Here is a 12,127-nt window from a genome sequence, read left to right as displayed (position 1 = left end):
GATGCCACCTGGTACGTACGCGTCATTTGCGCTCGTATGAAGACAACCGCTGGAGACGCCCGGTGAGTTCCCCAGATCCGCAGGTTCGCGCAGCGCGAAACCACTCAACCACATCCGCCGCGCGCGGGCCCGTCGTCGCGGTCACCGGTGCCGCGTCCGGTGTCGGCGCGCTGCTCACCGAGCGGCTCGCCGCCGCGGAGGAGATCAAGCAGGTCATCGCCATCGACGAGCGGCGCGGCGAGTGCGAGGCGGCGCAGTGGCAGATCCTGGACGTCCGGGATCCCGCCATCGCCGACAAGCTGCGCGGCGCAGACGTCGTCGTCCATCTGGCGCTCGACCTCGACCTCGGCTCGGACGCCGCCGCCCGAACGGCGTACAACGTCCGCGGGACCCAGACCGTGCTGACCGCCGCCGCGGCGGCCGGGGTGCACCGGGTGGTGCTGTGCACCTCCGCGATGGTCTACGGGGCGCTGCCGGACAACGAGCTGCCCCTGTCGGAGGACGCCGAGCTGCGGGCGACGGCGGAGGCCACGGGGGTCGGGGACCTGCTGGAGATCGAACGGCTGGCGCGGCGCGCGCCGCGGGCGCATCCGGGGCTGAACGTCACCGTGGTGCGGCCGGCAGTCCTGGTCGGCGGCACGGACACCGCGCTGACCAGGTATTTCGAGTCGCCACGACTGCTGGTGGTGGCCGGCTCGCGGCCCGCCTGGCAGTTCTGCCACGTCGAGGACCTGTGCAGCGCGCTGGAGTACGCCGTGCTCGAGAAGGTCGACGGGGAGCTGGCCGTCGGCTGCGACGGGTGGCTGGAGCAGGAGGAGGTCGAGGAGCTCAGCGGGATCCGGCGGATGGAGCTGCCGTCCGCGGTGGCGCTGGGCGCGGCGGCACGGTTGCACCGCATCGGGCTGACGCCGTCGCCCGCGGGGGACCTCGCGTACACGATGTACCCGTGGGTGGTCAGCGGCAGCCGGCTGCACGATGCCGGGTGGCGGCCCAGGTGGACGAACGAGGAGGTGCTGGCCGAGCTGCTGGAGGAGGCGTCCGGGCGGCACACGGTGGCCGGCCGGCGGCTGGGGCGCAAGGACGCGACGGCGGCGGGGGCCGCGGGAGCGACGGTGGCTCTGCTGGGCGCGGCGGCGGTGGTACGGCGGGCCCGGAAGGCGCGGCGCCGAGTGTGAGCCGGCGTCTTCGGCGGGCCGGGGGCCGGGGGCCGGTGCTGCGTGGGCGGGGGACCGACGGTCCCCGGCTCCGTACGTAGCTCCAAGCTGCCACGCGCGTGTGCCTGGTGAAACGTCTATTTCGGATGGGCGTGCGGTGGGGCACGATGGGGGCATGGCACCCACGTACGACCATCCCGGTGAGCAGGCAGCGACGGATCCCATCAAGTTGATCGGTGTGCGGGACACGGCGCTGTCCGTGGACGAGGTCTTCCGGGCCGTCGGGGACGAGGCCGCCGGCGGGACAGCGCTGTTCGTGGGCACCGTGCGCAACCACGACGGCGGCGCCGACGTGGACGCCCTCGGGTACTCCTGCCACCCCTCCGCCGAGGCCGAGATGCGGCGCATCGCGGAGAAGGTCTGCGCCGAGTACCCGGTCCGGGCGCTTGCCGCCGTCCACCGTGTGGGGGATCTCGCCGTCGGCGATCTCGCCGTCGTCGTCGCCGTGTCGTGCCCGCACCGCGCAGAGGCCTTCGACGCCTGCCGGAAGCTGATCGACGACCTCAAGCACGAGGTGCCCATCTGGAAGCACCAGAGGTTCTCCGACGGCACGGAGGAGTGGGTCGGCGCCTGCTGATCCGCGTGACGGCGTCTGCTGATCCGGGCCGCGGCGCCTGTCGATCCGTGCTGTGGCGGCCGCCGATCCGCCGAGCGCCGGAATTCCGGTTGCGTAACCGACCCCCTGACGTGAGCGTTGACACGGCAGATGGTTAATCTGCTGATCAGTCGGTAGCGGTCGCTCAGTTGGGGTCGGGAGGTCGCCATGGGGGCGCTCATCTGGTTGGTGATTCCGCTCGTGGCTGCGGTCGCAGCCGGTCTGTGGGGCAGTTGGGCGAACCGGACCCGCAAGGTCCGCAGCGACGGTCCCGAGCTGGACGGCTATGCGCGCTTCCGCGAGGCGATGGAGAAGTCGCACTCCGGCACCTGACGCGGGTACGGCGTGTGATCAAGTCGGCGGCCCTGACGGTGCTCCGACAGACACGTCCCGTACTGTCGTGCCATGCCACGCCGCACCGCGACGATGCTCGCCTCCACCTTGATGCTGATCGCACTCCTGTGCGCCGGAGTGCTCATCAACGTGCCGTACTCGGAGATGTCCCCGGGGCCGACGGTGAACACCCTCGGCGACCACGACGGTGAGCCGGTGCTGCAGATCTCCGGGCGCAAGACCTATCCCACGGACGGTCACCTCAACATGACCACCGTGCGGGTCACCAGCGCCGACTACCGGATGAACCTCGTGGAGGCGGTCTACGGCTGGCTCGCGCACGACAGCAAGATCGTGCCGCACGACACGCTGTATCCGGACGGCAAGACCGAGGAGCAGTCCAGCCAGGAGAACGCCGAGGAGTTCAGCCAGTCCCAGGAGAGCGCCAAGGTCGCCGCCCTGAAGGAGCTGCACGTCCCGGTGCAGTCCTGGGTGATCGTCTCCACGGTGGTCAAGGGCTCCCCCGCGGAGGGCAAGCTGCACGCCGGTGACGTGATCAAGGCCGTCGACGGCACCGCGGTGAAGCAGCCCGCCGACGTCGCCAAGCTGGTGACCGAGCACAAGCCCGGCGAGAAGGTCGCCTTCACGATCGTGCCCGCCAAGGAGCAGGCGGCCGCCGAGAAGGAGCACCGGACGGCGACCGTGACCAAGAATGTGACGATCACCACAGCGACGTCCGACGACCAGGGCCGCAAGCGGGCCGTCGTCGGCATCTCGGCCGGCACCGACCACACGTTCCCGTTCACCATCGACATCAAGCTCGCCGACGTGGGCGGCCCGAGCGCCGGCCTGATGTTCGCGCTCGGCATCTACGACAAGCTGACCCCCGGTGCCCTGACCGGCGGCAAGTTCGTCGCGGGCACCGGCACCATCGACGACGACGGCAAGGTCGGCCCGATCGGCGGCATCGAGATGAAGACCGTCGGCGCGCGTGACAAGGGCGCCCAGTACTTCCTCACGCCCGCCGACAACTGCGCGTCCGCCGCCAAGGACACCCCCGAGGGCCTCACCCTGGTCAAGGTGAAGACCATCGGTGACGCCCTCGACGCCCTCAAGGACATCGGCAGCGGCAGGACCGCCGACCTGCCGAAGTGCACCAAGTAGCGGGGACTAGTCCTCGAACGTCGCCGCCAGCGCGTCCGCCAGGCCCGGGATCAGGTCCGGGCCGGTGAGGACCTCCGTCGGGGAGTCCTTCTCGCGCAGCCGGAGCGCCGACTCGCGGGCGCCGTCGCGCAGCACCGCGACCGTCATCCGGACCTCCTGCCGCTCGGGGTGCTCGGCGACCCACTGCGCCAGCTTCGCTCCGTCCAGGCCCTGCGGGACCTGGGCCTCGGCGGACGGCGGCAGCATCAGCCGCTCCACGGTCAGCGCGCAGCCGGCCACCGCGTCGGGCCAGGCGATGGTGGCCAGGAACTCATCCAGCGGCCGGTCCGTTGCAATCTCGTCCTGCTCGATCGGGGTGAGGCCGGTGCTCTCGTCCTCCCCGAGACCGAGCTGGTCGGCGAGCGAGGGTTCCTGAGCCCGCAGCTGCTGGGTGTCGACGAGGGCGAAGAGGCGTGCGGGCTGGTCCCAGCCGAGCCCGGAGGCGTACTCGTCGATCTCGAGCACGGCCCGGGTGAGGGGGTTCGCTGCCATGGGAGTGTTGGACATGGTCACAATCCTGCCTCGTTCCCGGCCGAAATCGGGAACCGAGTAAACCGTGAGTAAGTTGCATAGGTGTGGGCCCGCGATCACGGGGGGCCACGGAGGGCCGGCGAAAACGCGGGCCTGACGAGACGACAGCGAACTTCGAGGTGCGCACCTTGGCTTTCCAGATGCCGGACCGCGGCGGAGGCCCCACGGGGCCGCGGATCAGAGTGGGACGCCCGTCCCGGCGTGTCCGGACCCTGCTCGCGACGCTGGGCGTCCTTGCCGTACTCGGCATGGCGTTCACCATGTTCGCGGGCTTCTGGACGGACTGGCTGTGGTACCGGTCGGTGAAGTACTCCTCGGTCTTCACCACCACTCTGTGGACCAAGATCGGACTGTTCTTCGTCTTCGGCCTGCTGATGGCCGTCGCCGTCGGTCTCAACATCTGGCTGGCCCACCGGCTGCGCCCGCCGCTGAGCGCGATGTCGATGGAGCAGCAGAGCCTCGACCGCTACCGGATGGGCATCGCGCCGTACAAGAAGTGGCTGCTGCTCGGGATCACCGCCCTGGTGGGTCTGATCGCCGGGGCGTCGGCCGCCGGCCAGTGGCGCACCTGGCTGATGTGGGTCAACGGCGTGTCCTTCGGCCAGAAGGACCCGCAGTTCCATCTGGACGTCTCCTTCTACGCCTTCGACCTGCCCTGGTACCGCTTCCTGCTCGGCTTCGGCTTCGCCGCCACGATCCTGTCGCTGATCGCCGCCGCGCTCACCCACTACCTGTACGGCGGGCTGCGTGTCACCAGCCCCGGCGCGCGCGCCACGGCCGCGGCGACCGGGCATCTGTCGGTGCTGCTGGGCGTGTTCGTCACGCTGAAGGCGGTCGCCTACTGGCTCGACCGGTACGGACTGGCGGTGAAGTCCAGCGACTTCAAGGCGACCGACAACTGGACGGGCCTCAGGTACGTCGACGCCAACGCGTATCTGCCCGCGAAGACCATCCTGTTCTGCATCGCCGTCATCTGCGCGCTGCTGTTCTTCGCCACCCTGTGGCGGCGGACCTGGCAGCTGCCGGTGATCGGTTTCGGTCTGATGGTGCTCTCCGCGATCCTCATCGGCGGGCTCTACCCCGCGATCGTGCAGAAGTTCCAGGTCCAGCCGAACGAGCAGGCCAAGGAAGCCCCGTACGTCCAGAAGAACCTCAAAGCGACGCGTGAGGCGTACGGCATCGACGACACCCAGGTCAGCGAGTACCCGGGCACCAGCACCACCAAGGACACGACGAAGCTGCGCGACGACGCCGAGAGCGTCGCCAGCATCCGGCTGATGGACCCCAACGTGGTCGGCCCGACGTTCCAGCAGCTCCAGCAGGTGCGCAACTACTACGGCTTCCCGTCCAACCTGGCCGTCGACCGGTACAGGACCAAGGACGGCAAGGTCCAGGACACGGTCATCGGTCTGCGCGAGCTGAACCTCAACGGTGTGCCGAAGCACAACTGGATCAACGACCACTTCCGCTACACCCACGGCTTCGGCGTGGTCGCGGCCAAGGGCACCGAGGCCGACTCCGAGGGCCGCCCGGTCTTCACCGAGTACGACCTGCCGTCCAAGGGCGACCTCGGCACCTACCAGCAGCGGGTCTACTACGGCGAGAAGACCACCACCTACTCCATCGTCGGCGGTCCCCAGGACGAGATCGACTACTCCGACGACAGCGGCGAGAAGACCACCCGCTACCAGGGCAAGAGCGGTGTGAATCTCGCCAATCCGCTCAACCGGGCCGCGTACGCGGTGGCGTTCGGCGAGCCGCAGATCCTGTACTCCGGCGCGATCGGCGACGGTTCGCGCATCCTGTACAACCGCACGCCCAAGGAGCGCGTCGAGGCGGTCGCCCCGTGGCTGACCATCGACGGCGTGACCTACCCGGCGGTGGTCGACGGCCGGATCCAGTGGATCGTCGACGCCTACACCACCACCAACGGCTACCCGTACGCCTCGCGGACCACCCTCGGTGACACCACGACCGACTCGCTGACTGCCGCGAACAACCAGCGGGTGGTGGCCCAGCAGAACCAGGTCAACTACATCCGCAACTCGGTGAAGGCGACCGTCGACGCGTACACCGGCGAGGTCAAGCTCTACCAGTGGGACACCAAGGACCCCGTCCTGAAGACGTGGATGAAGGCGTTCCCGGGCACGGTCCAGCCCAAGAGCGACATCTCCGCCTCGCTGATGGAGCATCTGCGCTACCCGCAGGACCTGTTCAAGGTGCAGCGCGAGCTGCTCACCCGCTACCACGTCGAGGACGCGCAGACCTTCCTCAGCGGCAGCGAGGTGTGGCAGATCCCGGACGACCCGACGAACAAGTCGGGCGACGCGGTGCCGCCGTACTACCTGAGCATGAAGCTGCCGGGGCAGAAGTCGCAGGCGTTCTCGCTGACGACCACGATGACGCCGAACGGCCGGGACAACCTCAGCGCCTTCATGTCGGTGAGCGCCGAACCGCAGTCCGGCGACTACGGCAAGATCAGCATCCTGAAACTGCCGACCGGCAAGACGATCGACGGTCCGAAACGGGTGCAGAGCCAGTTCAACTCCGAACCCTCCATCGCCGAGTCGATCAGCCTGCTGCAACGCGGCGACTCCAAGGTGGAGTACGGCAACCTGCTGACCGTCCCGCTGGACGGGGGCCTGCTCTACGTCGAGCCGGTCTACGTGCGCGGCGGTGACCTCAAGTACCCGCTGCTGCGCAAGGTCCTGGTCACCTACGGCGGCAACACGGCCTTCGAGAACACCCTGGACGAGGCCCTGAACAAGGTGTTCGGAGCGAACGGCTCGACCCAGCCACCGGACCAGGGCACCGGCACCACCAAGCCGCCGGCGACGGGCAACCCGACGGTCCAGCAGGCGCTGGACGACGCGCAGAAGGCGTTCGACGCCGGCCAGGAGGCCCTGAAGAAGGGTGACTGGCAGGCGTACGGCCAGGCCCAGAAGGAGCTGGAGGACGCCCTGAAGCGGGCCGAGGACGCGCAGTCCAAGGCGAGCCAGGGAGCGCAGGGCGGCAAGGCCCAGGGCGCGAGCCCCAGCCCCAAGCCGACAACCGCTCCGAGCACGGCTGTCAAGCCGACGCCCTCTCCGAGCAGCGGCTGATCATGCCCCGCCCCGCGCCGTGGTACAGTTGTACACACAACGGCGCGGGGTGGAGCAGCTCGGTAGCTCGCTGGGCTCATAACCCAGAGGTCGCAGGTTCAAATCCTGTCCCCGCTACTGAAGTCGACGACGTGGTCGTACGACGGTGAAGGCCCGGATCCTCACAGGGATCCGGGCCTTCGTGTGTGCGAACGCATGTGCCGACGGGTAGGAGCGCCGTGCCGCCGTGGGGAGTTGGGGGATCTGTGTTTGACTTGTCTCTCTGTGGGCATGTCGACAAAACGCTGAAGTGACCTCACGGACTGCGGTATACCGGGTGTACCCAGGTTGCAGGTGGTGCGACGATGGACGTTATGGGGGACAAGGCAACTCTGTTCGAGACAGGGCGATTTGTTCAGCCTTCGGGCGATGAGGACGAGGGCGAGGCCGCGGAGGAACTGCGCCAGCGCCTCGCCGCGGAAGCCGGCGACGTCGAGGCGATGAGCGTCCTCGGGGCCATGCTGCTGCGCCGCGGCGATCTCGACGGAGCCGAACCCCATCTGCGCGCCGCCACCGCCGCGGGTGACCGCGCCGCCGCCAACAACCTCGGTGTCCTGCTGCACCAGCGCGGATACGCCGACGAGGCCGCCGGATGGTGGCGGATCGCGGCCGTCGCCGGTTCCGCGGCCGCCGCGCACGCGCTCGGCCGGCACCACCGCGAGCGCGGCGACGAGCCCGCCGCCGAGTACTGGCTGCGCCAGTCCGCCGACCAGGGACACGTGCTGGGCGCCTACGCGCTCGCCGACCTGCTGGAGCACCGGGGAGACGCCGAGTCCGAGCGGTGGCTGCGGGCCGCGGCAGAACGCGGGCACCGGGAGGCCGCGTACCGGCTGGCCAGAGCGCTCGACGCGCGAGGCACGCGGGAGTCCGGCGACGACAACGGTGTCGGCCTCGTCGCCGAGGCCGAGCAGTGGTACCGGCAGGCCGCCGCGCGCGGCCACCGGCGGGCCGCGCTGCACCTCGGGGCGATCCTGGAGAAGCGGGGCGAACTGAAGGAGGCCGGCCGCTGGTACCTGACGTCCGCGAAGGACGGCGAGCCGCGCGCCGCGTGCGCGCTCGGCTTCCTGCTGCGCGATGCCGGGGACTCCGACAGCGCCGCCGCCTGGTGGCTCAAGGCCGCGCAGGAGGGCGACGGCAACGCCGCCAACGCGCTGGGCGCGCTGCACGCCGAGCGCGGGGAGACGCAGACCGCCGAGCGGTGGTACCGGGCGGCGATGGACGCCGGGGACGTCAACGGCGCGTACAACCTCGGGCTGCTCTGCGCCGAGCAGGGGCGGACCGCGCAGGCCGAGCAGTGGTACCGGCGCGCGGCCTACGCGGGGCACCGGGAGGCGGCGAACGCGCTGGCCATCCTGCTGCTGCGGGGCGGGGACGAGAGCGGGGCCGAGCCGTGGTTCTCCAAGGCGGCGGAGGCCGGGAGCGTGGACGCCGCGTTCAACCTGGGGATTCTGTACGCCGGGCGGGGCGAGGAGGCGGCCGCGCTTCGGTGGTACGAGCGGGCGGCGGCCGCCGGGCACACCGAGGCGGCACTGCAGGTCGGTATCGCGCGCCTCAGGGACGGCGACGAGCCCGAGGCCGAGCGGTATCTGCGGTGCGCGGCGGGGGGCGGCAGCCCGGAGGCGGCGTACCGGCTGGCCGCGGTGCTGGACGCGCGGCGGCCGCCGGCGCCCACGCACGAGCTGGGCGAGTCGTTGCAGTCGCTGCACGAGAAGACCGAGTGCGAGGAGTGGTACGAGCGGGCGGCGACCCAGGGGCACCGGCGGGCGCAGGTGCGGGTGGGGATGCTGGCCGCGGCGCGGGGTGACGTCGTCGAGGCGGCGCGGTGGTACCGGGAGGCGGCCGAGGCAGGTTCGCGGAACGGGGCGTTCAACCTGGGACTGCTGCTGGCGCGCGAGGGCAGCGAGCCGGAGGCGGCGGTGTGGTGGACGCGGGCGGCTGACGCCGGGCACGGGCGGGCGGCGTTGCGGCTGGCCCTGGTCTACGCGCGTCGTGGCGAGCTGGTGGAGTCGCAGCGGTGGGCCGACCGCGCGGTGACGCTGGGGCCGGGGGAGGTCTCGGAGCGGGCGGCACGTCTTCGCGACGCGCTGCGCGAGGAACTGTCGGCGTGAGCCTGACGCGGGGCCGGTCGCGCGACGGGACCGCAGCCGATCCCGCTCCGGAGGCAGTACGGCAGGTGCTGGGCAGCATCGCAGCCGGGCAGGAGGGGAAGTGTGACCAGCCGTGGCGGAGGGTGAGCGAGCGACCGTCGCAGCCACCTGTACGGAAGCGATTTGCTTCTGCCGGCTTCCTTGACGTAGTGTTCCATTCATCGCCGCGGGGTGGAGCAGCTCGGTAGCTCGCTGGGCTCATAACCCAGAGGTCGCAGGTTCAAATCCTGTCCCCGCTACTGAAGGCCGAGGGCCGGAAGCCGAAAGGTTTCCGGCCCTCGGTTTTTTCGTTTCCGGCCCCCGGCTCTCGGTGTTTTCCCGTGCGGGCGTCGGCCCCCGCGCCGGTTCACGGCAGAGAAAAACCCCGGTACGGCATCCGTACCGGGGTTTTCGGTGTACTGCTACGCGCTCGCGCAGTTCGGGCACAGGCCCCGGTACGTCACCTCGACGTCCGAGACCGTGAAGCCGAAGCGCTCGGTGTCGGGGAGGTCGGACAGCGGGTTGCCCGTCGGGTGCACGTCCTTGATCGCGCCACAGTTGGCGCAGACCAGGTGATGGTGCGGCCGGTGCGCGTTCGGGTCGTACCGCTTGGCGCGCTTGTCGGTGCTGACCTCGAGCACCTCGCCCAGGGAGACCAGTTCGCCGAGCGTGTTGTACACGGTCGCCCGGGAGATCTCCGGCAGTTTGGCGACGGCCCTGGCGTGCACCTCGTCGGCCGTGAGGTGGACGTGCTCGCCGTCCAGGACCTCGGCCACGACACGCCGCTGCGCGGTCATCCGCCATCCGCGGCCGCGCAGCCGTTCCAGAAGGTCGCTCATGCAGACCAGCGTAACAGCAAGGGGACCAGGTTCCGAATAGGTGTGAAGTTGGAGCTCAACTTGACTTAGACATTGTCCAATGTAGGATCGACAACGGCTTTGGCCAAGGGACAGGAACAGACAGAAGTCAGGCAGGAGGCGCTCGTGACCACGGGACCGCTCACGACGGAGGCCGGTGCTCCGGTAGCCGACAACAACAACAGCGAGACCGCGGGGGTCGGCGGCCCGGTGCTCGTCCAGGACCAGCTCCTGCTCGAGAAGCTGGCCCACTTCAACCGCGAGCGCATCCCGGAGCGTGTGGTGCACGCCCGCGGCGCGGGCGCCTACGGCACCTTCAGGGTGACCGCCGACGTCACGCCGTACACGCGGGCGAAGTTCCTCTCCGAGGTGGGCAAGGAGACCGAGGTCTTCCTGCGCTTCTCCACGGTGGCCGGCAACCTCGGTGCGGCCGACGCGGTGCGCGACCCGCGCGGTTTCGCGCTGAAGTTCTACACCGAGGAAGGCAACTACGACCTCGTCGGCAACAACACCCCGGTGTTCTTCATCCGGGACGCGATCAAGTTCCCGGACTTCATCCACACCCAGAAGCGCGACCCCTACACCGGGTCCACGGAGGCGGACAACGTCTGGGACTTCTGGAGCCTGAGCCCGGAGAGCACGCACCAGGTCACCTGGCTCTTCGGCGACCGCGGCATCCCCGCCTCCTACCGCCACATGGACGGCTTCGGCTCGCACACCTTCCAGTGGAACAACGAGGCGGGCGAGGTCTTCTGGGTCAAGTACCACTTCAAGACCGACCAGGGGATCAAGAACCTCACCGCAGAAGAGGCCGACCTCCTCGCGGGCAAGGACCCCGACTCCCACCAGCGCGACCTGCGTGAGGCGATCGAGCGCGGCGAGTTCCCGAGCTGGACGGTGTACGTCCAGATCATGCCGGCGGCCGAGGCGGCGACGTACCGCTTCAACCCGTTCGACCTGACCAAGGTGTGGCCGCACGGCGACTACCCGCTGGTCGAGATCGGCAAGCTGGAGCTCAACCGCAACCCGCGGAACATCTTCGCCGAGGTCGAGCAGTCGATCTTCTCGCCCGCCCACTTCGTCCCCGGCATCGGCCCGTCGCCCGACAAGATGCTCCAGGGCCGCCTCTTCGCGTACGGCGACGCGCACCGCTACCGCGTCGGCATCAACGCCGACCACCTGCCGGTGAACCGCCCGCACGCCACCGAGGCGCGCACCCACTCCCGGGACGGCCACCTCTACGACGGCCGCCACGGCGGGGCGAAGAACTACGAGCCGAACAGCTTCGGCGGCCCCGAGGAGACCGGACGCCCGCTGTGGGAGCCGCTCGGCTCGCTCGCCGGCGGCACCGGCAACCACCCGACGCCGCTGCATGCCGAGGACGACGACTTCGTGCAGGCCGGCAACCTCTACCGGCTGATGACCGAGGGCGAGAAGGAGCGCCTGGTGGGCAACCTGGCCGGCGCCCTCGCACAGGTCTCGCGCGAGGACATCGCCGAGCGCGCGGTGGACAACTTCCGCCGGGCCGACGCCGACTTCGGCAAGCGGCTGGACGTCGCGGTGCAGGCGCTGCGGGGCTGACCTGCCGGATCGCGTAGGGCCGACGGGCCGGGTTCCCTCGGGGGTCCGGCCCGTCGGCGTGCTCACGCGGGGATGCGCTCGCGGGCGGGTGCCCAGCAGCGGATGATGTCGCGGACCGAGACGATGCCGGCCGGCTCGTCACCGTCCAGGACGATCAGGTGGCGGAAGCCGCCGTGCGCCATGGCGCGGGCCGCCTCTTCCAGGGTCCAGGCGGGGGCCGCGAACACGACGTCCGTGGTGGTGTGGTCGTCGGTCAGTTCGGTGTCCGGGTCCTGGCCCAGGCCGATCGAGTTGAGGATGTCGCGTTCGGTGAGGATGCCGATGCCGCCGGCGTCGGGGTCGTACACGACGGCCGCGCCGACGCGGCGGGCGGACATCAGAGCGGCTGCCTGGCGGAGGGTGTGGTGCGGGCCGATGGTGAGGACCACCGTGCTCATGGCGTCGCGGACGAGCATGGTCTAGAGCCACCTCCTGGAGTCGCCCCCTGCTGCTTGTTCATGAATTCACAAGTTCACAAGCAGGGGGACTCTCAGGGTGGCAGGTAAAG

10 protein-coding genes and 2 tRNA genes are annotated in these 12,127 nt (G+C 70.1%); 9 read left to right on the top strand and 3 right to left on the bottom strand.

Translation table 11 applies throughout. The features are described 5' to 3' along the window. The first annotated feature begins 62 nt into the window (after positions 1-62). From ACZ67Q_RS08885 to ACZ67Q_RS08870, 4 genes are all read left to right on the top strand, one after another. Positions 63-1,175, top strand: a complete 1,113-nt coding sequence (locus ACZ67Q_RS08885) for an SDR family oxidoreductase (RefSeq protein WP_471178337.1) — start codon at positions 63-65, stop codon at positions 1,173-1,175. Between the two features lie 154 nt (positions 1,176-1,329). Continuing rightward, positions 1,330-1,791, top strand: a complete 462-nt coding sequence (locus tag ACZ67Q_RS08880; RefSeq protein WP_471178334.1) for a molybdenum cofactor biosynthesis protein MoaE — start codon at positions 1,330-1,332, stop codon at positions 1,789-1,791. A 186-nt stretch (positions 1,792-1,977) separates the two neighbouring features. Continuing rightward, positions 1,978-2,142, top strand: coding sequence for a hypothetical protein (locus ACZ67Q_RS08875; protein ID WP_471178331.1), 165 nt, complete (start codon positions 1,978-1,980; stop codon positions 2,140-2,142). A gap of 72 nt (positions 2,143-2,214) precedes the next feature. Beyond that, complete coding sequence (locus ACZ67Q_RS08870; protein ID WP_471178329.1) at positions 2,215-3,306, top strand: YlbL family protein; 1,092 nt, start codon at positions 2,215-2,217, stop codon at positions 3,304-3,306. 6 nt (positions 3,307-3,312) lie between these two features. Here ACZ67Q_RS08870 and ACZ67Q_RS08865 read toward each other — a convergent pair whose 3' ends face one another. After that, on the bottom strand, positions 3,313-3,852 hold the full coding sequence (locus ACZ67Q_RS08865; protein WP_471178326.1) for a PPA1309 family protein: 540 nt from the start codon (positions 3,850-3,852) through the stop codon (positions 3,313-3,315). 164 nt (positions 3,853-4,016) lie between these two features. Here ACZ67Q_RS08865 and ACZ67Q_RS08860 point away from each other — a divergent pair, with 164 nt between their 5' ends. The 4 genes from ACZ67Q_RS08860 to ACZ67Q_RS08845 all read left to right on the top strand — a co-directional run bounded on the left by ACZ67Q_RS08860 (position 4,017) and on the right by ACZ67Q_RS08845 (position 9,402). Then, the gene (locus tag ACZ67Q_RS08860) at positions 4,017-6,977 is read left to right on the top strand and encodes a UPF0182 family membrane protein (protein WP_471178938.1); all 2,961 of its coding nucleotides are present in this window, start codon (positions 4,017-4,019) and stop codon (positions 6,975-6,977) included. Positions 6,978-7,020: 43 nt separating this feature from the next. Then, positions 7,021-7,094: transfer RNA gene (locus ACZ67Q_RS08855), tRNA-Met, on the top strand. Positions 7,095-7,321: 227 nt separating this feature from the next. Next, positions 7,322-9,124, top strand: a complete 1,803-nt coding sequence (locus ACZ67Q_RS08850; RefSeq protein WP_471178323.1) for a tetratricopeptide repeat protein — start codon at positions 7,322-7,324, stop codon at positions 9,122-9,124. A gap of 204 nt (positions 9,125-9,328) precedes the next feature. Then, positions 9,329-9,402, top strand: a tRNA-Met gene (locus ACZ67Q_RS08845). A 162-nt stretch (positions 9,403-9,564) separates the two neighbouring features. Here the strand turns inward: ACZ67Q_RS08845 and ACZ67Q_RS08840 are convergent. Further along, the gene (locus ACZ67Q_RS08840; RefSeq protein WP_361631193.1) at positions 9,565-9,981 is read right to left on the bottom strand and encodes a Fur family transcriptional regulator; all 417 of its coding nucleotides are present in this window, start codon (positions 9,979-9,981) and stop codon (positions 9,565-9,567) included. Positions 9,982-10,125: 144 nt separating this feature from the next. Between ACZ67Q_RS08840 and ACZ67Q_RS08835 the strand changes: the two genes are divergently transcribed. Then, a complete protein-coding gene (locus tag ACZ67Q_RS08835) occupies positions 10,126-11,580 on the top strand; it encodes a catalase (RefSeq protein WP_471178319.1) in 1,455 nt (484 codons plus the stop codon). A 62-nt stretch (positions 11,581-11,642) separates the two neighbouring features. Here ACZ67Q_RS08835 and ACZ67Q_RS08830 read toward each other — a convergent pair whose 3' ends face one another. Then, positions 11,643-12,035, bottom strand: coding sequence for a CBS domain-containing protein (locus ACZ67Q_RS08830; protein ID WP_471178316.1), 393 nt, complete (start codon positions 12,033-12,035; stop codon positions 11,643-11,645). Between the last annotated feature and the right edge of the window lie 92 nt (positions 12,036-12,127).

This window comes from Streptomyces sp. NPDC036813 (assembly GCF_055609245.1).
This window is presented reverse-complemented; position numbering and strand designations above follow the sequence as displayed.

Excerpts from the sequence above, each read along its gene's own strand:
- ACZ67Q_RS08880 (WP_471178334.1), top strand. The coding sequence starts at position 1,330 with ATGGCACCCACGTACGACCATCCCGGTGAGCAGGCAGCGACGGATCCC.
- ACZ67Q_RS08875 (WP_471178331.1), top strand. The coding sequence starts at position 1,978 with ATGGGGGCGCTCATCTGGTTGGTGATTCCGCTCGTGGCTGCGGTCGCA.
- ACZ67Q_RS08870 (WP_471178329.1), top strand. The coding sequence starts at position 2,215 with ATGCCACGCCGCACCGCGACGATGCTCGCCTCCACCTTGATGCTGATC.
- ACZ67Q_RS08865 (WP_471178326.1), bottom strand. The coding sequence starts at position 3,852 with ATGTCCAACACTCCCATGGCAGCGAACCCCCTCACCCGGGCCGTGCTC.
- ACZ67Q_RS08860 (WP_471178938.1), top strand. The coding sequence starts at position 4,017 with ATGCCGGACCGCGGCGGAGGCCCCACGGGGCCGCGGATCAGAGTGGGA.
- ACZ67Q_RS08850 (WP_471178323.1), top strand. The coding sequence starts at position 7,322 with ATGGACGTTATGGGGGACAAGGCAACTCTGTTCGAGACAGGGCGATTT.
- ACZ67Q_RS08840 (WP_361631193.1), bottom strand. The coding sequence starts at position 9,981 with ATGAGCGACCTTCTGGAACGGCTGCGCGGCCGCGGATGGCGGATGACC.
- ACZ67Q_RS08830 (WP_471178316.1), bottom strand. The coding sequence starts at position 12,035 with ATGCTCGTCCGCGACGCCATGAGCACGGTGGTCCTCACCATCGGCCCG.